The organism is Microbacterium songi (assembly GCF_042747925.1).
Taxonomy (GTDB): domain Bacteria; phylum Actinomycetota; class Actinomycetes; order Actinomycetales; family Microbacteriaceae; genus Microbacterium.
In genome coordinates, this window is the sequence record NZ_JBHZIE010000004.1 from 263,121 (window position 1) to 282,395 (window position 19,275).

Sequence of the window (19,275 nt, forward strand, 5' to 3'; positions counted from 1 at the left end):
GGTGGGAATCGCCGAATGTAACCGAGCGGAAACACGGCCTATTCCCGCACGGGCGCGCGGTGTCAGAGCGAGGCGGATGCGGTGGCGAGGGCCAGCCGGACGGTCTGCGTCCGGATCTCGTCGCGCGTCCCCCGCAGCGTCAGCGAGCGCACGGAAATGCCGTCGGGGGTGGCGACGCCGATGTGGACCGTACCCACGGGCTGCCCGTCCGGGGACTGCGGTCCGGCGATACCGGTCGTCGCGATGCCGACGTCTACAGGGCCGTCTGCGCCCTCGAGCGCTCGCCGAACCCCCACGGCCATCTGCGCGGCCACATCGGGGTGCACGGGACCGTGTGCGGCCAGCAGGCCGGCGTCCACACCGAGCACGGTGTGCTTCACCTCGGTGGCGTAGGCGACCACTCCCCCGCGAAAAGATGCGGACGCGCCGGGGACGGCGACGACGGATGCCGCGAGCAGCCCCCCGGTGAGCGATTCCGCGACCGCGAGCGACCATCCGCGCTCGCGCAGCGCCGACAGCAGACGCTGCGCATCGTGCGGGAAGTCGACCTCACCCCCCTCGACATCCCCCGAGGGCGTTGTCACGGACGCTTCTTCGAGCGGGCTGCACGGGCCTCGGTGATCACGTAGTCCAGGCCGCTGGCGATCGTGAGTATCACCGCGATCCACATCGTCACGATGTTGACCCAGACGATCCAATCCCCGACGACCGACGCGAGTGGGAGGAGAGCGAGCGACAGCGCGACCGACTGAGCGACCGTCTTGAGCTTTCCCATCCACGCGGCGGCCAGCACGTGATCGCTCACGACCATGAAGCGATACACGGTGATGCCGACTTCGCGGATCAGGACGATGATCGTCACCCACCAGGGGAGCTCGAGGAGGATGGAGAGCCCGATGAACGCGAAGCCCGTGAGCACCTTGTCGGCGATCGGGTCGAGCAGCTTGCCGAGGTCGGTGACGATCTCATATCTGCGCGCGATATAGCCGTCGATGCCGTCGGTGGCGATGGCGACGATGAACAGCACCGCGGCCCACCAGCGCAGAGGCCCGTCGGCGCCGCCGTCGGCGAGGAGCATCCACAGGAAGACCGGCGCGAGGAGGATCCGGGCGATCGTGATCGCGTTCGGCAGCTGCCGCGGGACGGCCATCAGTCGCGTCCCGTCAGACCCCAGGCATCCTCGTCGCCGTCCTCCTCGACGATCGGATACCCCTCGAACTGCGCATCGACCGGGTCGGCGGGCGCGGCCGGGCGAAGCGGTGCGCCATCGCCGGCGGGCGTCGCGGCGGCAGCGGGTGCATCGTCGCCCCGCAGACGGGCCAGCACACCGGGAAGCTGCTCGACGGACACCAGCAGGTCGCGGGCCTTGGACCCTTCCGACGGTCCGACGATCTCGCGCGACTCCAACAGATCCATGAGGCGGCCGGCCTTGGCGAAGCCCACACGCAGCTTGCGCTGCAGCATCGAGGTCGAGCCGAACTGGGTGGAAACCACCAGCTCGGCCGCGGCGAGGAGCAATTCGAGGTCGTCGCCGATGTCGGCGTCGACCTGCTTCTTCTGCGCTTCGACGGCGACGTCGGAGCGGTACTCCGGACGGGCCTGCGCGGTGACGTATTTGACGACCTTCTCGATCTCGGCCTCGCTGACCCAGGCGCCCTGCACGCGGATCGACTTCGACGTCCCCATCGGCAGGAAGAGCGCGTCCCCCTGACCGATGAGCCGGTCGGCACCCGGCTGATCGAGGATGACGCGGCTGTCGGTCACGCTGGTGACGGCGAAGGCGAGGCGGGACGGCACGTTGGCCTTGATGAGGCCGGTGACCACATCGACCGAGGGGCGCTGCGTGGCGAGCACGAGGTGGATCCCGCTCGCCCGGGCGAGCTGTGTGATCCGGACGATCGAATCCTCGACGTCGCGCGGCGCCACCATCATGAGGTCGGCGAGCTCGTCGACGACGACGAGGAGGTAGGGGTAGGGCTTGAGGACCCGCTCACTGCCCGGCGGGAGGATGATCTCGTCCGCCACGACCGCCCTGTTGAAGTCGTCGATGTGTCGGAAGCCGAACGACGCGAGATCGTCGTACCGCATGTCCATCTCCTTCACGACCCACTGGAGCGCCTCGGCGGCCTTCTTCGGGTTCGTGATGATCGGGGTGATCAGGTGGGGCACCCCGGCGTAGGACGTGAGCTCGACGCGCTTCGGGTCGATCAGGACCATGCGCACCTCGGACGGCTTGGCACGCATGAGCAGGCTCGTGATCATCGAGTTCACGAAGCTGGACTTTCCCGATCCGGTCGAGCCCGCCACGAGGAGGTGGGGCATCTTCGCGAGGTTGGCCACCACGTATCCGCCGCCGACGTCCTTGCCGACGCCGATCGTCATGGGATGGGTGCTGGACGCGGCCGCCTGCGAGCGCAGGACGTCGCCGAGCGTCACCATCTCGCGGTCGGTGTTCGGGATCTCGACGCCGATCGCGCTCTTGCCGGGGATCGGGGCGAGGATGCGCACCTCATTGGACGCCACGGCATAGGCGATGTTGTTGGTGAGGGCGGTGATGCGCTCGACTTTGACGCCGGGGCCGACCTCGATCTCGTACTGGGTCACCGTCGGTCCGCGCGAGAACCCGGTCACCCGTGCGTCGACCTGGAATTGGTCGAGCACGCTGGTGATGGCGCGGACGATCTCGTCGTTGGCTGCGGAGCGCGCCTTGTGCGGCGTGCCGGCTGCGAGGGTCGCCGTCGAGGGCAGGCGATACAGCGAGGCGGGAGGCATCCCCTCGGAATCGCTGCCGATCCCCGAAAGCCCCGGCAGCATGTCGTCGGAGTCCGGGCTGTCGTCGCGCAGCGAGGTGTCGCCGCGGCTCTTGCGCGGGGGGATGACGGGTGCCGCGGCCGAGGTGGCGATCACTTCAGTCAGGGCGTCCGGCATGACGGGAAGCGGCGGCACGGGCGGCTGGATCGCCTGATCGAAAGCGCCCTCCGAAGATCCGACGGGCAGGAGCTCGGTGAGGTCCTGCGACAGCACGCCGTCGTCCGGGTCCTCTTCGCGTCCGGTCTTGTTGCGTCGCCACCAGGGCAATGAGGGGTCGGATGCCGCAGCATCCGCGACCTTCGTGTCACCGGTCTCGGCGAACACCGGACCCTTCGCGGCGGGGTCGGGGCGTTCCGCGTCGAACATCCACGCGTAGAGATCGCCGAGACGACGACCGATGTGGTTGGGCGGGGTCTTCGTCAGGATCAGGATGCTGAGGATCGTGAGAAGCCCCAGCACGGCGCACGCGCCGATCGCGGTGAGTCCGAGTGCGAGCGGCTCCCCGATCATCCAGCCGAACAGCCCGCCCGCCTCGCTGAGCGCGGGCAGGCCGTCCTTGGGCGCCGGGCGGTCGCCGAGCACGTGGCAGAAACCCGCGATCGTCCAGAGGAACAATCCGAAGCCGATGCCGATCCTGCCGTTGTCGTGCACGGAAGACGGATGCCGGAACAGCCAGCCGGCCAGCACGAGCAGGAAGACCGGCAGGACGAACGCCGTGCGTCCGAGGAGACCGCCGACCGAGTAGGCGCTGATGGCGGCGGCGACGTCGGTGCCGATGAAGAACCACTCGATGACCGCACCGACGGCCGCCAGGAGCACGAGCAGGAAGGGGAACCCGTCTCGGCGCTGATCCTTCTCGAGTGTCTCCGGGCCGAAGGTGCGGTAGACGCCGCCCGTCGCGTGCGCCAGTCCGAGCCACGCGCGCACCACGACAGGCGGCCTCTCGGGCTCGCCGACGTACCGTTTGGGGGCGGGCGCGGGCTTGGGATCGGCTTTTCGGGCGCGCGGCGGAGACGCCTTCGCGGACGCGCGACCACTGGTGGTCGGATTGGTGCTCCTGGCCATGGTGTCCACGCTAGGCCGCTCCACCCCGATTTGCCCGGATAGACGCGAGGCCATCGTGACGCATGTGACGGGTGTGACTCGGATTGCCGCTACTGCAGGCGCTTGACCATCGTGTCGCGGCCGACGCCGGGCTGGGTCACGGCGAACCCCTCGCTGCGGTAGAGCGTCACCGCGAAATTCCCCCGCTCCACGCTGAGGCTGAGGCGCGCGTATCCGTCGGCGCGCGCCTTCTCCCCGAGGCTCTGCAGCAGCATGCGTCCGACGCCGTGCGCACGCCAGATGGGCCGGACGCCCATCACCATCTCGGGGACACCGGTGCCGACATAGGCGAATCCGGGATCGGTGCGCGGCAGCATCCGGTACCAGGCCGCTCCGATCGGCTCGCCGTGGGTCGCGATCGCGACGAACCCCGCGTCGCTCGGGCGCATCCACCCCGCGAGATACCTGCTGTGCTCAGGGCTCGAGAGGATGTCGTGCTTCGGCCGCGCCGCGCCCGGCCTCCAGTTCGCCGCCTCGACGACCATGTCGCCGAGGAACGCGCCGTCCGCCCGCGTGGCGGGACGGACGCTGAAGGTCGAGGGCATGCGGGGAGTTTACCGAGCAGAGCCGATGCTGCGACCCGACGTCGGCCGCAGCATCCGCTCTCCCGTCTCAGGCCTCGATGACCAGCGGCACGATCATCGGACGACGGCGCAGCGACTGGCTCACCCAACGGCCGATCGTGCGGCGCACGACCTGCGACAACGCGTGCGTGTCACGGACGCCGGACTGAGCGGCGTCGGCGAGCGCCGCGGCGATCTTGGGTTTGACGGCGTCGAACACACGATCGTCTTCGGCGACGCCGCGGGCGTGGATCTCGGGACCCGTGATCACCCGCCCGGTCGCGGAATCGATGACGACGATGACCGAGATGAAGCCCTCTTCGCCGAGTGTCCGGCGATCCTTGAGATCGGCATCCGTGATCTCGCCGACCGTCGAGCCGTCGACGTAGACGAAGCCGAGATCGAGCTGCCCGACGACCGACGCGAGTCCGTCGCGCAGATCGATGACCGTCCCGTTCTCGCCGATGATGGTGCGCTCCGCGGGCACACCCGTGTCCTGGGCGAGCTTCGCGTTCGCCATCAGGTGCCGGTACTCGCCGTGGACGGGGAGCACGTTCTTGGGTTTGAGGATGTTGTAGCAGTAGAGCAGCTCGCCCGCGGCGGCGTGTCCGGAGACGTGCACCTTCGCGTTGCCCTTGTGCACGACGTTGGCGCCGAGTTTGGTCAGACCGTCGATCACGCGGTACACCGCGTTCTCGTTGCCGGGGATGAGGCTGGACGCGAGGATGACCGTGTCACCGGGGCCGGGCTCGATCTCGTGGTCGTTGTTGGCCATACGGCTCAGCACCGCCATGGGCTCGCCCTGCGAACCCGTGGACATGTAGACGATCTTGTCGTCCGGGAGGTCGCGCGCCTTCTTGTAGTCGATCAGGATGCCCTCCGGCACGTGCAGGTAGCCGAGGTCCTCCGCGATCGTCATGTTGCGCAGCATGCTGCGGCCGAGGAGGGCCACCCGGCGGCCATGAAGGGCCGCCGCATCCAGGACCTGCTGCACACGGTGCACGTGGCTGGAGAAGCTCGCCACGATCACGCGCCGCGGAGCCTTGCCGATGACCTGGTCGAGCACCGGGCCGATGCTGCGCTCGAGCGGTGTGAAACCGGGCACATCGGCGTTCGTGGAATCCACCAGGAAGAGGTCGACACCCTTCTCGCCGAGTCGTGCGAACGCGCGCAGATCGGTGAGGCGGCCATCGAGCGGCAGCTGGTCCATCTTGAAGTCGCCGGTCGCGAGCACCGTACCCGCGGGGGTCGTGATCGCGACGGCCAGAGCATCGGGGATCGAGTGGTTGACCGCGACGAACTCGAGCTCGAACGGGCCGACCTTCTCGTGCTGACCCTCGGTCACCGTGAGGGTGTAGGGCTTGATGCGGTGCTCTTTGAGCTTCGCCTCGACCAGAGCGAGCGTGAGGCCGGAGCCGATCAGGGGGATGTCGCGCTTCAGCTTCAGAAGGTAGGGCACCGCACCGATGTGGTCTTCGTGACCGTGGGTGAGCACGACGGCCACGATGTCGTCGAGGCGGTTCTTGATCGGCTCGAAGTCGGGCAGGATCAGGTCGACGCCGGGCTGATGCTCCTCCGGGAAGAGCACGCCGCAGTCGACGATCAGCAGCTTGCCGCCGTACTCGAAGACGGTCATGTTGCGGCCGATCTCTCCGAGACCGCCGAGCGGGGTGACCCGCAGCGTTCCGGTGGTGAGGGCGGGCGGGTCGTACACGGTTCTGGGCATGGGTGCCTCCTGGGAGATGCCGACGCGCGGCATCCGTCGATTCAGTGGGTGAGTGGGGGTGCCGTGCACTCCGCGCCGACGGCCCCGGCGGCGGGACTCTCGGAGCGGGGCACGTCGGTCATCAGCGGGTGGTGCCCGAGACCTTCGGCAGCGCGCCGCCGGCGGCGGCATTGCGGTCGGGACGGAAGTTCGAGAAGTCCGCACCGGGGACGTTCCTGACCAGAGCGAGCTCGTCTTCGATCGCCGCGGCCTCCCACTCCTCGGGACCGACGAGCGGGAGGCGGACACGCGGACTCGAGATGCGGCCGAGTCCGTGCAGGATGTACTTCGCTGCGACGGTGCCCGGCACGTGGGTCATCGTGGCGCGCACGAGCGGCTCGAGCTGCATGTGGGCGGCGGTCGCCGTCTGGAGGTCTCCGGCGTTGACGGCGTCGATGATCGTCCGATAGGGCGCCGGCGCGATGTTCGCGGTCACGCCGATCAGCCCGGTGGCTCCGATCGCGAGATGCGGCAGCACGTTCGCGTCGTCTCCGGAGAAGTACATCAGATCGGTCTGATTGAGCACGCGACTCACTTCGCTGAAGTCGCCTTTCGCATCCTTCACGGCGAGGATGTTCGGATGCTTGGCGAGGCGGAGGATGGTCTCGTACTTGATGGGCACACCGGTGCGGCCCGGGATGTCGTACAGGATGACCGGCAGATCGGTCGCGTCGGCGACCAATCGGAAGTGTGTCAGGATGCCCGCCTGCGTGGGCTTGTTGTAGTACGGCGTCACGATCATGATGCCGTCCGCGCCGGCCTTCTCGCTGGCCTTGTAGAGCTCGATGGCGTGCGCGGTCTCATTCGACCCGCCGCCCGTGATGATCGCGGCGCGGCCGCCCGAGACCTGCTTGCCGACCTCTACGAGGCGGATCTTCTCGGGGTCGGTGAGCGTGCTCGTCTCCCCCGTCGTGCCCGTCACGACGATGCCGTCGGCACCGGCCGAGATCACATCGTCGATGTGCTTCTCGACCGCGGGCCAATCGACCTCGCCGTCGGCTGTCATCGGGGTGATCAGAGCGACGAGAACCTGTCCGAAAGGGTTGCCCGTGTGCGTCATGCTTCCAGGCTATCGGGTGGGTCCCGGTCTCGGCGGCCCAGGTTCGCGCCGCCTGGTCCGGCCGGCGAGACCGCCGGGCCCACATGATGCGGAGACGGCGGAGCTGTCAGCGGCCCCGGGTGCCGACCCGTGCGGCGACCGAGGCCGGGATCATCCGCGCGAGACCCGTCAGCACCTTGTAGCGCAGAGACGGGATCGACACCGCCCTGCCGCGCGCCGCGTCACGAAGCGATTCCGCGACGACCTGCGGGGCGTTCAGCCACATCCAGGGACTCACCCCCTCTTCGCCCGGCGGCAGCCCCAGCCGCTCGTGGAAGTTCGTGTGGACGAAACCCGGACAGACGGCCGTCACGGTCACGCCGTCCGCCGCATATCGTGCATTCGCCCACCGGCTGAAGCTGATCACCCACGCCTTGCAGGCGCCGTAGGTCGACCGAGGGATGAACCCCGCCACAGAGGCGACGTTGATGATGCGGCCGCTCCCCCGCGCCAGCATCGGGTCGAGAGCGGCGTGCATGAGCCGCATGGGTGCCTCCACGTGCACCGCGAGATGCGCCACTTCGTCGTCGATCTCGTTGCGCTCGAAGTCCAGAGACAGACCGAATCCCGCGTTGTTGACGAGCACCTCGATCGGCTGCCCGCCATCTGCCAGCCGCGCCGCCACGCGACCCACATCCGCACTCCGGGACAGATCGGCCACGAGGATCTCGCAGCGCACACCCCACTCGGCCTCGATCGCCGCCGCCACCGACTCGAGAGTGGCCGCGGTGCGGGCGACCAGCACCAGATCGGCCCCGCGGGCGGCCAGCTGGCGGGCGTACTCGGCGCCGAGTCCGGAGCTCGCACCGGTGATGAGGGCGGTCTTCATGCCCGCCAGCGTAGGCGACCGAGCAGACAGCCCGCGCTAGGGCGCGACTCGGCCGTTGGTGTTGAAGGCGGCGTGCGTCATCGGCATGAGCTCGGCGAAGAACGTCTCCATCTTCTCCGCGCACATCTCGATCTCGCGCTGCGGGAACGACGGGAAATGCGTGCCCTCCGCCTTCGTCCGCAGCGACAGGAAGTTCATCAGCGCACGGGCGTTCATCGTCACGTACATCGACGAGAAGATGTTGAGCGGCAGCACGATGCGGGCGACCTCACGCGCGACGCCCGCCTCGAGCATCCGCTGGTAGGCCTCGTACGCGGAGACGGATGCCGCGCGGGTCGTCTCATCGACCAGAGAGACCTGCTCGGGGGTGCCCGGGAGGAATTCGTACGCACCGGGCTTGCCGACCTGGAGGAGGTTGCGCTGCGGCGACGGCACATAGAAGACGGGACGAAGCTCCCGATAACGGCCCGATTCCTCGTTGTACGAGGCGATGCGATGGCGCATGAACTCGCGGAACACGAAGATGGGTGCCTGCACGTAGAACGTCATCGAGTTGTGCTCGAACGGCGAGCCGTGGCGGTCCCGCATCAGGTAGTTGATGAGGCCGCGATCGCGGACGGATGCTTCGGTGCCGGCAGCCGCCGCGTCGAGCGTCTGCTCCCCCTGCGTCGACACCCGGGCGGCGAACAGCACGTCGGAATCGGCGGCGCTCGAGCGCACCAGCTCGACCGTGACATCGCTGCGGAACTCGATCTCGGGGCTCTGTGGATCAGTCACGCCTGCCACCATACCCGGGGCGGACCGCGCGCCGTCGGCGACGTCACGACCTCGTACCGGTCCCACTCAGGCGGAACCGGATAGCCTGATCTGTTGTGACGGTCCTCGGCTCCCTCCTCGCACTCACGGTGCTGCTGGTGGTGACCATCGGCATCGGCCTGCTGCTGCGGTGGCGCGAGCGTCGCCCGAAGCCGCACGTCCCCCACGAGATCGTGCAGCCGGAGCGGCTCGGCGCGCCGCCGCTCGGCGAGGCCGCGACCCTGCTCCAGTTCAGCACCGAGACGTGCGGACGCTGCCCGGGCGTGCATCGTCAGCTCGCGGCGGTGGCCGACGGACGCCGCGGCGTCGTGCACCTCGACGTCGACCTCACGAACCGGCCCGACATCGCGAAGCACTTCCGCGTCCTGCAGACGCCGACCACGCTCATCCTCGATCGCGACGGAGCCATCCAGACGCGGTTCGGCGGCATTCCGCGTCGCGACGTCATCGAGCTCGAGCTCGCCAGACTCACGGACGGCGCGACCGAGGCCTGAGCCCTTGCACGGCGGCACTCCTCACGGCCGCGGTGTCAATCCCTCGCGTGCCTCCGACGCCCGAGGTTAAGCTGACCGCGAGGCGCATCGACGGTCGATGCCCGTCACCCCGGGAGGCTCCCATGTCCGTCACCAGCGAAGCCAGCACCACCTGGAAGGGCACGCTCTTCGAAGGAAGCGGCGAAGTCGCGCTCGAGAGCTCCAACCAGGGACCGCTCCCCGTCAACTGGAAGGCGCGCAGCGAGGGTTCCACCTCGGTCACCACGCCCGAAGAGCTCATCGCCGCGGCCCACTCCTCGTGCTTCAGCATGGCGCTGTCGAACGCCCTGGCGGAGAACGGCACCCCGCCGGAGACCATCGAGACCACCGCATCCGTCACCTTCGTGCCGGGGAAGGGCATCTCGGGCAGCCACCTGAACGTCAACGCCACGGTTCCCGGCCTGAGCGCCGAGGACTTCGCTCGCATCGCCGATGAGGCCAAGCAGGGCTGCCCCGTGTCGCAGGCGCTGGCCGGCATCGAGATCACGCTCGAGGCGACGCTTGCCTGACGCCGGCTCCCGGGTGGTGCTCGCCGGGGCGTCGGGCCTGATCGGCGAGGCACTGGCGCGGTCGTTGCGCGCGGACGGCGTGGCGGTCACGACGCTCGTGCGGCATGCCCCGACGTCGCCCCACGAGGTGCAGTGGCTCGAGGACGACACGCCGCTCGATCCCGCCGTGCTGGCGGGAGCCGCCGCGGTGGTGGGCCTCAACGGCGCGAGCATCGGCCGCTTCCCGTGGACCGCGAGGTACAAGAACACGCTCGTGTGGTCGCGCATCACGCCGACGCAGGTGCTCGCACGCGCGGTGCGGGAGCTGGGAACGGATGCCCCGGCCTTCGTGTCGGCATCCGCCGTCGGCTACTACGGGTCGGTGCCGGGCGTACCGCTCGACGAGAGCTCTCCGCGCGGAGAGTCGTTCCTGGCCGATCTCTGCGGCGAATGGGAATCCGCGGCGCTCGCGGCCGGTTCCGAGGCGCGGGTCGCTCTGCTGCGGACGGCACCTGTGGTGCACCGTGACGGCGTGCTCAAGCCCCTCCTGCTGCTGACCAGGCTCGGCGTCTCCGGGCCCATCGGGCGTGGAACCCAGGTGTGGCCGTGGATCTCACTCGAGGACGAAGTGCGCGCGATCCGGCACGTCATCGACACCGACGTCGCGGGCCCGGTCAACCTCACCGGGCCGACGCGGGCGACCGCGAACGACCTCGGCTTCGCCCTCGCCGTGCAGATGAATCGGCCCTACATCGTGCGCGCGCCCGTGTGGGGCATGAAGCTCGCTCTGGGAGCGGACGCGACCGAAGCACTGCTCACGGTCGACGCCGACGTGGCACCGAAAGTGCTGGAGGCATCGGGTTTCGAATTCTCCCACCCCACCGTCGAGTCCGCGGTGACGGCGGCCCTGGCCGACTGACGTCAGGCGCGACGCGACCTGCGTTCCGCGGTCTCGAGCGAGATGGCGTGCCGGACCGCAGCCCTCGCCCGCTTCCGGTCGCCGGCCGCGTCGTACGCCAGCGCCAGGCGGAAGCGCGCCTGCCAGGACTCCGGCGATGCTTCGACCTCCGCCTTGTACCGCGGGAACACGGCGTCACCGTCCTCGCGCATGACGCGACCGCTCGGCCGGACGTCGACGGGCTCCTCCGGCAGGCCGCCCTCAGCCTCCAGCCTTCGGGCGAGCTGCTCCGCTCGCACTCCGAACCAGAGCTCGCGCCCCAGCGCCCAGACGGCGACGATCGGCAGCACGATCAGGGCGACCCCCATGGCGATCGCGACCGGCTCCCCGGAGACCAGAAGCAGGTACGCCCGTTGCCCGACCAGGAAGATGTAGAGCGCGAGCAGCACCGCCATGACGGCGACGCCGATGCGCGCGGTCATGCGCCGGTGGTGCGGGCGACCTGACCGGGCACACCGCCCTCGTCGAGAGGTGCCAGGCGTCGCGGGGCGACCCCGGGCGTGCGGATGCCGATGTCGATGAAGCTGTCGAGTCCGACCGTCACCCCGTTGGCATCCCGCGCGGCGATCAGGGCCAGACGGATGCCGGGGGCATAGGCGAGCGCCGGCTCGATCGTGTCGTGGGTGATCGTGAGCGACTCCCCCGGGCCCGAGAGCACGGCGTCCTGCCGGGCGATCACGCCCGGGCGTCGCAGGGAGTGGATCGGCACACTCGCGACCTGCTGGCCTCGCGCACGCTGATCGACGTGGGGGGACTCGACGGGTCCAACGCCCGCGCGAGCCGTCGCGATGAGCTCCGCCGTGCGGACGGCGGTGCCGCTGGGCGAGTCGACCTTGGTCTCGCGATGGGCCTCGATGATCTCGATCGAGGGGAAGAACGGAGCCGCTGCGGCCGCGAGGGCGGTCCCGAGCACCGAACCCAGCGAGAAGTTCGGCACGAACACGGCGCCCGTGCCCGCGGCGTCCACCAACGGGCGCACGAGCGCGATCCTCTCCGCCGACCAGCCGGAGGTCGCGACGAGCACGTTGAGCCCGCGATCGATGGCTGCGCGCACGACGTCGATCGACACGGCCGGAACAGAGGCATCGACGACCAGGTCTGCTCCGTCGAGTTCGGAGAGCTCGGAACGGGAACTCAGCACCGCGACGACGTCGAAATCGGCCTCAGCGTCGATCACCTCGCGGATGATGCCGCCGAGCTTGCCGGTGCCTCCGACCAGGGCCACTCGAGTCGTCATGGGACTCAGCCTAACGAGTGCCGGCGTCCACGGTCCGAGCGGCACGAGCTGCGCGGCCCTGGCTAGTCTTATCGGCATGGTGCAAGTGCAGAGAACGGACGCGGATGCGCCGGACGCCCACATGCTGTTGGCGGAATACTTCGAGGACCGCACGATCGGGTTCGCCGCGCAGGATCAGGTCTACACCCCGGTCTTTCCGGCGCGCGCCACCTTCACTCCGCCCGCGGGCGCGTTCGTGGTGCTCCGTGATGACGAGGGACAGGCCCGCGGATGCGGAGGCATCCGCCGCATCGCCGACGGTGAGCGGGGCGTCCGCTACGAGGTCAAGCACCTCTATCTGCGCCCGGACACACGGGGGCGGGGCTGGGGGCGCCTGATGCTGGAGGACCTGGAGCGTCGAGCCCGCGAGTGGGACGCGCGCGAACTCGTGCTCGACACCCACCACTCGCTGGAGGCCGCCGCCGGTCTCTACCGGACGTCGGGGTTCGTCGAGACGGAGCGCTTCAACGAGAACCCCAATGCGACGCGCTGGTACTCCAAGGCGCTCGACTAGACCGGGAGCTGCTCCGGCAGTCCGGTGCGCAGCTCGAACGGCAGGTGGGCGAGGTCGTTGTGCGTGACCAGCGTCCACGGCCGACCCTGCTTCTGGGCGATGACCGTCAACCCGCAGTGCGCCTGATTGAGCGTCATCCACCGCCACTCGGGTGCCTGCAGCACTTCACGCACGAACCAGGCGATGACGAAGTTGTGCGTGATGAGCAGTTCGTGCACGTCGCCGGGCTTGCGCACGAGGAACTCGCTCACGGCATCGTCCATCTGCGCTCGACCCGCCTCGATCTCGGCTTCGCTGACGGCACCGAAGAAGGGCTCGAAATGGGAAGGCGTCTCAGGGGTCATACCCGTCGGATAGCAGTCGAACAGAAGCGCCGAGGGTTCGGGCGCGACGGACGGCAACCGGTCGGCCACGGCCCGGGCGGTCTCGCTCGCGCGCTCCAGCGGGGAGTGCAGCACCGAGCTCAGGGGAACTCCGGAGAGGCGATCCGCCAGGAGCGATGCCTGGCGGCGACCGCGGGGCGACAGCGGCCCGTCCACGAGGCCGTGCTCGGCATCCTGGTGCTCGCCGTGTCGCACGAGGTACAGATAGTGCGTCACGCAAGCTCACTTCGTCGAGGTGGGTGTCCAGGACACGTTGTCACCCTATGCCACCCCGTACGCGGTGACAGGGTCTTGACCTACTCGGACGCTCGTGCGATGTCGGCGAGGTGAGAGCGACCGAGTCGCACCCCCACGCCCTGCACGAGCTCCTCGACCTGCGTGGGGGCGTAGGCGTTCACGATGGGCGCCGTGACGAGACGCTGCGCGAGGAGCCAGGCCACCGCCACAGCGGCATCGGGCACCCCGAGCTCGGTTCCGACCGCGTCGAGGGCGCGGAGGGTTCGGCTGCCGCGGCGGTTGATGTTCGCCGCGAGCTGGGCGCCACGGGCGGAGAGCATCGTCCGCTGTCGGGTGCGGTGGCGCCCCGAGAGGAAGCCGTGCTCGAGCGCGTGCGACGGCGTGACGGCCATCGACTGCGCTCCCGCCACCAGGCGCAGGTCGGCGTCGAAGTCGTGGCGGCGCAGGACGTTGAAGGGCACGTCGAGCACCGTGATCCGGGGGAACCCGGCCGATGCGAGGATGCGCGCCTCGACGAGCTGAGCCGCGGTGTAGCCCGCCGCCCCGAGAGCACGCACCTTGCCCGACTCCACGAGCCACTCGGCAGTGGCCAGGGTGTCCTCCAGCGCCGTCGCGCTGTCGGTGGTCGCATCGAGCGTCAGCACATCGATGCGATCGGTGCGCAGACGTGTCAGAGCGGCCTCGACAGCGCGCACCAGATTGACCGGACCCAGCCCGGGGTTGTCGGGGTGGCCGCCGATCCGCACCATCAGGACGATGTCGTCCCGCACGCCGCGGGAGTGTATCCACTGACCGATGATGTGCTCGCTGCGCCCCGCCGAGTAGCTGTCGGCGGTGTGGACGACATTGCCCCCGAGGTCGGTGTAGGTGTCGAGGATGTCGTGGCTGGAGTCGAGATCGACGTTCCAGCCGAACTCGGCGCCCCCGAGGATGAGGGGGAAGACCGAGCATCCCGTCTCCCCGAAGGGAACACGGACCCCGCCGCCGAGCGGGCGACCCTGCACCGGGATGGGTGAGGACGGATGCGGAGGCAGCGGTGCAGCGGCACGCGACGGGCTCGTGGAGTCCGCCGATGCGCCTACGCCGAAGAAAGCCATGTCTCACCCCCTCACGATTCCTCCGTGGGGAGAGCCTCGTGATCGTTTTGCACGCGCCCCCCGGCGCGTACTTAGAGGCTAGGCCCCGCCGGCCGTGACGCCCGACACTGCGGCAACGGGTCGGTAAACATTCGATAACGCTTGGATCACGAGCGATGCCCCGGGGAGATGTCCCTCGGCGAGGACCGGACGACGGATGCCCGCCCTCTCCGGGGGGGAGAGAGCGGGCATCGCAGTCATGCGCGAGTGGCGGTCAGACGCCTGCGGGAACCTCGGGCGCGTCGGCGGTCTCACCGGCGGCCTCTTCGACCACGGGCTCGAGCGACAGCTTGCCGCGGTCGTCGATCTTCGTGATCTTCACGAGGATCTTCTGACCGACACCGAGCACGTCCTCGACGTTCTCGACACGCTTGCCCCCGGCGAGCTTGCGAACCTCGCTGATGTGCAGCAGTCCGTCCTTGCCGGGCAGGAGCGAGACGAACGCGCCGAAGGTCGCGATCTTGACGACCGTTCCCAGGAACTGCTCGCCCACCTCGGGGTTGGTCGGGTTGGCGATCGCGTTGACCTGGGCGCGAGCGGCCTCGGCCGACGGCCCATCGGTCGCACCGATGTAGACGGTGCCGTCCTCCTCGATGGAGATCTGCGCTCCCGTCTCATCCTGGATCGAGTTGATCGTCTTGCCCTTGGGGCCGATCAGCTCGCCGATCTTGTCGACCGGGATCTGCACGCTGATGACGCGGGGCGCGGTGGGCGCCATCTCGTCCGGAGCGTCGATCGCGGCGTTCAGCACGCCGAGGATCGTGAGGCGCGCTTCCCGTGCCTGGGTCAGAGCGGCGGCGAGGACCGACGACGGGATGCCGTCGAGCTTCGTGTCGAGCTGGATCGCCGTGACGAATTCGCTCGTGCCGGCGACCTTGAAGTCCATGTCACCGAGGGCGTCCTCGGCTCCGAGGATGTCGGTCAGCGCGGCGTAGCGCGTCTGGCCGTCGACCTGGTCCGAGACCAGACCCATCGCGATACCGGCGACCGGGGCGCGCAGGGGCACACCGGCGTTCAGCAGCGACAGCGTCGATGCGCACACCGAGCCCATGGACGTCGACCCGTTGGAGCTGAGGGCCTCCGACACCTGGCGGATGGCGTACGGGAACTCCTCGCGGCTGGGCAGCACCGGCACGAGCGCGCGCTCGGCGAGGAAGCCGTGCCCGATCTCGCGACGCTTGGGGCTGCCCACACGACCGGTTTCACCGGTGGAATACGGCGGGAAGTTGTAGTGGTGCATGTAGCGCTTGTGCGTCACCGGCGAGAGGGAGTCGATCTGCTGCTCCATCTTCAGCATGTTCAGCGTGGTGACACCCAGGATCTGGGTCTCGCCGCGCTGGAAGATCGCGGACCCGTGCACGCGCGGGATGACCTGCACCTCTGCGTCGAGCGGACGGATGTCGGCCAGGCCGCGACCGTCCATGCGGACGCCCTCGGAGAGGATACGCCCACGGACGATCACCTTGGTGACCGACTTGTACGCGGCCGAGAACTCGAGCGTCGCGACGGCCGGCAGCTCGCCGGACTCGACGGCGGCGAGAAGCTCCGCCTTGACGGCATCCTTCAGCTCGTCATCGGCGTTCTGGCGCTCCTGCTTGTCGGCGATCTGGTAGATCGGCACGAGCTTGTCGTAGGCGCGGCCTGCGACGAAGTCGTACGTCTGCTGGCTGTACGGCAGGAAGACGGGGAATTCCTTGATCTCCTTGGCCGCGGTGTTCGCGACGACGTTCTGTGCGGCGACGAGCTCCTTGATGAAGGGCTTCGAGGCCTCGAGGCCCTCCGCCACGACCTGCTCGTTCGGCTTCACGGCGCCGGCCTTGATGAGGTTCCAGCTGTTCTCGGTGGCTTCGGCCTCGACCATCATGATGGCGACGTCACCGTCGGGCAGCACGCGGCCCGCGACGATGAGGTCGAAGACGGCCTCTTCGAGCTGGGTCACGGTCGGGAAGGCGATCCACTGGTCGGCGTGCTCGCCGTGTCCGGGGATGAGCGCCAGGCGCACACCCGCGATCGGGCCGGAGAACGGCAGACCCGAGATCTGGGTGGACAGCGATGCCGCATTGATGGCCAGCGCGTCGTAGAACTCGCCGGGCGCGATCGACAGCACGGTGACGACGATCTGGACCTCGTTGCGGAGGCCCTGGACGAACGAGGGGCGCAGCGGCCGGTCGATCAGACGGCACACGAGGATCGCCTCGGTCGAGGGGCGGCCCTCTCGGCGGAAGAACGAACCGGGGATCTTGCCGGCGGCGTACGAACGCTCTTCGACGTCGACGGTCAGCGGGAAGAAGTCGAAGCCTTCGCGAGGATGCTTGCCGGCGCTGGTGGCCGACAGGAGCATCGTCTCCTCGTCGAGGTAGGCGGCGACGGCGCCCTGCGCCTGCTGGGCGAGGCGTCCGGTTTCGAACCGGACCGTACGGGTTCCGAAGCGGCCGTTATCGAGAACGGCTTCAGCGGCGGTGATTTCAGGACCTTCCAAGAGGTCTCTCCTTCTTTGTTTAGTCTCGCGCGCGCATGTCGCGCACGAGCATTCGAAGGAGCAGGAACAGGCAGATTATCGGCGCGCGACTCTCCGTCGCGCAGGACCTGCGCTGGCCACCAGTAGAAGAACACCCGGCGCCGTGTGCGACGAGGGATCCACCACAGGAGACCAGCTTGCTGCCGGCCTGCTCCACTGTGTCTGTGTCAGACAGAGTGCTCATATGTAATAGAGCGGATGCCCGGAGGCAACCCTTTGAAGCCTACCAGGGTGCGCCTGAGCGCCGGCTCCACCTGTTGCCGGACGGCGCGGCCCGCCTAGGCTGAAGACATGAGTACGGAAGACAAGCAGGATGGCGCGGCATCCGACGAGATGAAGCGCAAGTTCAAAGAGGCGCTCGACAAGAAGAACGCCCACCACCGCAACGGCGAGTCGCACATGGATGCGGACTCGGCGGTGCACCAGACGCAGGGCCCCGCATCGGTGAAGCGCGAGTTCCGCCGCAAGAGCGGTTGAGCCCGGCCACCCGGACGACAGAACGGAGTCGCCATGACTGACGACCGCAAGAACGAGGAAGGCGACGTCGTCGCCCCCGAGGAGGGCGTAGAGCTCGATCGCGCCGAGGAGATCGAGATCGAGCGGCGTCTGCAGCTCGAGGTCCCGCAGTTCGAAGCCGGTATCGAGGGCTGAGAGCCACGGGGGCATCGTCTCCGCACGACCACGCACCGCCCGCCGCATTCGATGCGGCGGGCGATGCTTCGTCGTCAGGTGGTTCGCGTCACGGTCAGGAGGACATCAGTCGCTCAGCGGCGCGGCGCTCCTTGGCCAGGGCCTCGTCCACGGCGGCGGCTTCGAGACCAACCGTGCCGACAGCATCCGGCGCTGTGCTCATTCCGTCGTGATCGCCGGACAGCGTCGTCTCGTCGAAGGGGTCCTTCCCGGCCAGGACGAGGTTGACCTGATCCTTGTCGATCTGCTTGGTCCAGGTGCCGATGAGGACGGTGGCGACGGCATTGCCGGTGAAGTTCGTGATCGCCCGTCCTTCGGACATGAAGCGGTCGATGCCGACGATGACGCCGACGCCGTTGACGAGGTCGGGGCGGTAGGCCTGCAGACCGCCGGCGAGCGTCGCCAGTCCGGCACCGGTGACACCGGCGGCGCCCTTCGAGGCGATCACCATGAAGGCGAGCAGGCCGATCTGCTCGGGGATCGACATGGGCATGCCCATCCCCGCGGCGATGAACAGTGACGCCATCGTGAGGTAGATCGCCGTGCCGTCGAGGTTGAACGAGTACCCGGTCGGCACGGTGATGCCGACGACGGGCTTGGCGACACCCAGGTGCTCCATCTTCGCGATGAGACGGGGCAGCGCCGACTCGGACGACGAGGTGCCGACGATCAGGAGGTACTCCCGCGCCAGGTACTTCATGAGCTTGAAGATGTTCACGCGGGCGACGGCGTAGAGCAGGGTGCCGAGGATGCCGAAGATGAAGACCGCGCACGTGATGTAGAACGCGATCATGAGCACGCTCAGGCTGACGATGGCCGCGAAGCCCGTCTTGCCGACGACCGCGGCGATCGCACCGAAGGCGCCGAGCGGGGCCAGCCACAGGATCATGCCGAGGATGCGGAAGACCAGAGCCTGCAGGTGCTTGACCGCGGCCATGATGGGCTCGCCCTTGGGGCCCATCTTCTGCAGGGCGAAGCCGACCAGCAGCGCGATGAACAGCACCTGCAGGACGCTTTCACCGGTGAAGGCCGAGAAGAACGTGGTGGGGATGATGCCGAGGATGAACTCCTGCGTCGTCTTCGCCTCGACGTTCGAGGTGTCGTAGGTGGAGCTGCTCATGTTCAGGCCCTCACCGGGGTGGATGAGGTTGCCGACGACGAGGCCGATGGCCAGCGCGAACGTCGTCATGATCATGAAGTAGAGGAGGGCGAGTCCGCCGATCTTGCCGACCGTTGCGGCCTTGGCGATCGAGCCGATGCCCACCACGATCGTGCAGAAGATGATCGGTGCGATCATCATCTTGATCAAGCTGACGAAGCCCTTGCCGATCGGCTCCAGGGCGACGGCGAACTCGGGCCAGATGAGTCCGATCGATGCTCCGGCGACGACCGCGATGATCACCGCCACGTAGAGCCAGGTGTGCCTGTCCCACGAGGCCTTGCCCCGGCGCCAGTTGTAGCCGGGCAGCTTGAAGCTCTGGGTGCTGGGAATGATCTTCGACATCATCGCCTCCGTTGGCAAGACTTCTTCGTTTCTCCGACCGCCGTCTTGGCG

At 68.6% G+C, this 19,275-nt stretch carries 20 protein-coding genes; 6 read left to right on the forward strand and 14 right to left on the reverse strand.

Features of this window, described 5'->3' with window-relative positions; genetic code table 11:
• Positions 1 to 62 precede the first annotated feature (62 nt).
• From ACFM35_RS07715 to thyX, 8 genes are all read right to left on the reverse strand, one after another.
• Positions 63 to 584 carry a CinA family protein gene (locus ACFM35_RS07715; protein WP_378840470.1) on the reverse strand — a complete coding sequence of 174 codons (522 nt, stop codon included), beginning with the start codon at positions 582 to 584 and terminating at the stop codon, positions 63 to 65.
• Entirely contained in the window at positions 581 to 1,150 is a 570-nt protein-coding gene (pgsA, locus tag ACFM35_RS07720) for a CDP-diacylglycerol--glycerol-3-phosphate 3-phosphatidyltransferase (protein WP_378840473.1), read from the reverse strand. Before pgsA ends, ACFM35_RS07715 begins: the two co-directional genes overlap by 4 nt.
• The gene (locus ACFM35_RS07725) at positions 1,150 to 3,876 is read right to left on the reverse strand and encodes an FtsK/SpoIIIE family DNA translocase (RefSeq protein ID WP_378840475.1); all 2,727 of its coding nucleotides are present in this window, start codon (positions 3,874 to 3,876) and stop codon (positions 1,150 to 1,152) included. Before ACFM35_RS07725 ends, pgsA begins: the two co-directional genes overlap by 1 nt.
• 89 nt (positions 3,877 to 3,965) lie before the next feature.
• Positions 3,966 to 4,460 (reverse strand): GNAT family N-acetyltransferase, encoded by a 495-nt coding sequence (locus ACFM35_RS07730; protein WP_378840478.1) that lies wholly within the window; start codon positions 4,458 to 4,460, stop codon positions 3,966 to 3,968.
• Positions 4,461 to 4,527: 67 nt separating this feature from the next.
• On the reverse strand, positions 4,528 to 6,204 hold the full coding sequence (locus ACFM35_RS07735) for a ribonuclease J (protein ID WP_378840480.1): 1,677 nt from the start codon (positions 6,202 to 6,204) through the stop codon (positions 4,528 to 4,530).
• 121 nt (positions 6,205 to 6,325) lie between these two features.
• Entirely contained in the window at positions 6,326 to 7,303 is a 978-nt protein-coding gene (gene dapA / locus ACFM35_RS07740) for a 4-hydroxy-tetrahydrodipicolinate synthase (RefSeq protein ID WP_378840483.1), read from the reverse strand.
• A 106-nt stretch (positions 7,304 to 7,409) separates the two neighbouring features.
• The gene (locus tag ACFM35_RS07745; RefSeq protein WP_378840486.1) at positions 7,410 to 8,171 is read right to left on the reverse strand and encodes an SDR family NAD(P)-dependent oxidoreductase; all 762 of its coding nucleotides are present in this window, start codon (positions 8,169 to 8,171) and stop codon (positions 7,410 to 7,412) included.
• Between the two features lie 36 nt (positions 8,172 to 8,207).
• Positions 8,208 to 8,948 carry an FAD-dependent thymidylate synthase gene (gene thyX / locus ACFM35_RS07750; RefSeq protein WP_378840489.1) on the reverse strand — a complete coding sequence of 247 codons (741 nt, stop codon included), beginning with the start codon at positions 8,946 to 8,948 and terminating at the stop codon, positions 8,208 to 8,210.
• Positions 8,949 to 9,043: 95 nt separating this feature from the next.
• On the opposite strand from thyX, the gene ACFM35_RS07755 reads away from it, so the two are divergent.
• The 3 genes from ACFM35_RS07755 (at position 9,044) to ACFM35_RS07765 (ending at position 10,927) form a co-directional block, all read left to right on the forward strand.
• Complete coding sequence (locus ACFM35_RS07755; protein ID WP_378840491.1) at positions 9,044 to 9,481, forward strand: TlpA family protein disulfide reductase; 438 nt, start codon at positions 9,044 to 9,046, stop codon at positions 9,479 to 9,481.
• Between the two features lie 122 nt (positions 9,482 to 9,603).
• A complete protein-coding gene (locus tag ACFM35_RS07760; RefSeq protein WP_378840493.1) occupies positions 9,604 to 10,029 on the forward strand; it encodes an OsmC family peroxiredoxin in 426 nt (141 codons plus the stop codon).
• On the forward strand, positions 10,022 to 10,927 hold the full coding sequence (locus ACFM35_RS07765; RefSeq protein WP_378840494.1) for a TIGR01777 family oxidoreductase: 906 nt from the start codon (positions 10,022 to 10,024) through the stop codon (positions 10,925 to 10,927). Before ACFM35_RS07760 ends, ACFM35_RS07765 begins: the two co-directional genes overlap by 8 nt.
• Before the next feature lie 2 nt (positions 10,928 to 10,929).
• Here the strand turns inward: ACFM35_RS07765 and ACFM35_RS07770 are convergent, their stop codons facing one another.
• Together ACFM35_RS07770 and ACFM35_RS07775 are read right to left on the reverse strand one after the other, a co-directional pair.
• Positions 10,930 to 11,388, reverse strand: a complete 459-nt coding sequence (locus ACFM35_RS07770) for a hypothetical protein (RefSeq protein WP_378840496.1) — start codon at positions 11,386 to 11,388, stop codon at positions 10,930 to 10,932.
• Positions 11,385 to 12,203 (reverse strand): 4-hydroxy-tetrahydrodipicolinate reductase, encoded by an 819-nt coding sequence (locus ACFM35_RS07775; RefSeq protein WP_378840499.1) that lies wholly within the window; start codon positions 12,201 to 12,203, stop codon positions 11,385 to 11,387. Before ACFM35_RS07775 ends, ACFM35_RS07770 begins: the two co-directional genes overlap by 4 nt.
• Positions 12,204 to 12,279: 76 nt before the next feature.
• On the opposite strand from ACFM35_RS07775, the gene ACFM35_RS07780 reads away from it, so the two are divergent.
• Positions 12,280 to 12,756 (forward strand): GNAT family N-acetyltransferase, encoded by a 477-nt coding sequence (locus tag ACFM35_RS07780; RefSeq protein ID WP_378840501.1) that lies wholly within the window; start codon positions 12,280 to 12,282, stop codon positions 12,754 to 12,756.
• Here the strand turns inward: ACFM35_RS07780 and ACFM35_RS07785 are convergent.
• From ACFM35_RS07785 to ACFM35_RS07795, 3 genes are all read right to left on the reverse strand, one after another.
• Complete coding sequence (locus ACFM35_RS07785; RefSeq protein WP_378840504.1) at positions 12,753 to 13,355, reverse strand: histidine phosphatase family protein; 603 nt, start codon at positions 13,353 to 13,355, stop codon at positions 12,753 to 12,755. The two genes, ACFM35_RS07780 and ACFM35_RS07785, sit on opposite strands and share 4 nt — an antisense overlap.
• An 80-nt stretch (positions 13,356 to 13,435) precedes the next feature.
• Positions 13,436 to 14,473, reverse strand: coding sequence for an aldo/keto reductase (locus ACFM35_RS07790; protein WP_378840507.1), 1,038 nt, complete (start codon positions 14,471 to 14,473; stop codon positions 13,436 to 13,438).
• 253 nt (positions 14,474 to 14,726) lie between these two features.
• The gene (locus ACFM35_RS07795; protein ID WP_378840510.1) at positions 14,727 to 16,991 is read right to left on the reverse strand and encodes a polyribonucleotide nucleotidyltransferase; all 2,265 of its coding nucleotides are present in this window, start codon (positions 16,989 to 16,991) and stop codon (positions 14,727 to 14,729) included.
• A 330-nt stretch (positions 16,992 to 17,321) separates the two neighbouring features.
• Between ACFM35_RS07795 and ACFM35_RS07800 the strand changes: the two genes are divergently transcribed.
• Together ACFM35_RS07800 and ACFM35_RS07805 are read left to right on the forward strand one after the other, a co-directional pair.
• Positions 17,322 to 17,507, forward strand: coding sequence for a DUF5302 domain-containing protein (locus ACFM35_RS07800; RefSeq protein WP_378840512.1), 186 nt, complete (start codon positions 17,322 to 17,324; stop codon positions 17,505 to 17,507).
• Positions 17,508 to 17,540: 33 nt separating this feature from the next.
• Positions 17,541 to 17,681: a hypothetical protein gene (locus ACFM35_RS07805; protein WP_378840515.1), complete on the forward strand. Its 141-nt coding sequence runs from the start codon at positions 17,541 to 17,543 to the stop codon at positions 17,679 to 17,681.
• A 94-nt stretch (positions 17,682 to 17,775) separates the two neighbouring features.
• Here ACFM35_RS07805 and ACFM35_RS07810 read toward each other — a convergent pair whose 3' ends face one another.
• The gene (locus tag ACFM35_RS07810) at positions 17,776 to 19,212 is read right to left on the reverse strand and encodes a cation:dicarboxylate symporter family transporter (protein WP_489672262.1); all 1,437 of its coding nucleotides are present in this window, start codon (positions 19,210 to 19,212) and stop codon (positions 17,776 to 17,778) included.
• Positions 19,213 to 19,275: the final 63 nt, after the last annotated feature.

Bases quoted from the DNA above. Each gene is read 5' to 3' on its own strand.
- pgsA (WP_378840473.1), bottom strand. From the start codon at position 1,150: ATGGCCGTCCCGCGGCAGCTGCCGAACGCGATCACGATCGCCCGGATC.
- ACFM35_RS07725 (WP_378840475.1), bottom strand. From the start codon at position 3,876: ATGGCCAGGAGCACCAATCCGACCACCAGTGGTCGCGCGTCCGCGAAG.
- ACFM35_RS07730 (WP_378840478.1), bottom strand. From the start codon at position 4,460: ATGCCCTCGACCTTCAGCGTCCGTCCCGCCACGCGGGCGGACGGCGCG.
- ACFM35_RS07735 (WP_378840480.1), bottom strand. From the start codon at position 6,204: ATGCCCAGAACCGTGTACGACCCGCCCGCCCTCACCACCGGAACGCTG.
- dapA (WP_378840483.1), bottom strand. From the start codon at position 7,303: ATGACGCACACGGGCAACCCTTTCGGACAGGTTCTCGTCGCTCTGATC.
- ACFM35_RS07745 (WP_378840486.1), bottom strand. From the start codon at position 8,171: ATGAAGACCGCCCTCATCACCGGTGCGAGCTCCGGACTCGGCGCCGAG.
- ACFM35_RS07760 (WP_378840493.1), top strand. From the start codon at position 9,604: ATGTCCGTCACCAGCGAAGCCAGCACCACCTGGAAGGGCACGCTCTTC.
- ACFM35_RS07770 (WP_378840496.1), bottom strand. From the start codon at position 11,388: ATGACCGCGCGCATCGGCGTCGCCGTCATGGCGGTGCTGCTCGCGCTC.
- ACFM35_RS07775 (WP_378840499.1), bottom strand. From the start codon at position 12,203: ATGACGACTCGAGTGGCCCTGGTCGGAGGCACCGGCAAGCTCGGCGGC.
- ACFM35_RS07780 (WP_378840501.1), top strand. From the start codon at position 12,280: ATGGTGCAAGTGCAGAGAACGGACGCGGATGCGCCGGACGCCCACATG.
- ACFM35_RS07790 (WP_378840507.1), bottom strand. From the start codon at position 14,473: ATGGCTTTCTTCGGCGTAGGCGCATCGGCGGACTCCACGAGCCCGTCG.
- ACFM35_RS07800 (WP_378840512.1), top strand. From the start codon at position 17,322: ATGAGTACGGAAGACAAGCAGGATGGCGCGGCATCCGACGAGATGAAG.
- ACFM35_RS07805 (WP_378840515.1), top strand. From the start codon at position 17,541: ATGACTGACGACCGCAAGAACGAGGAAGGCGACGTCGTCGCCCCCGAG.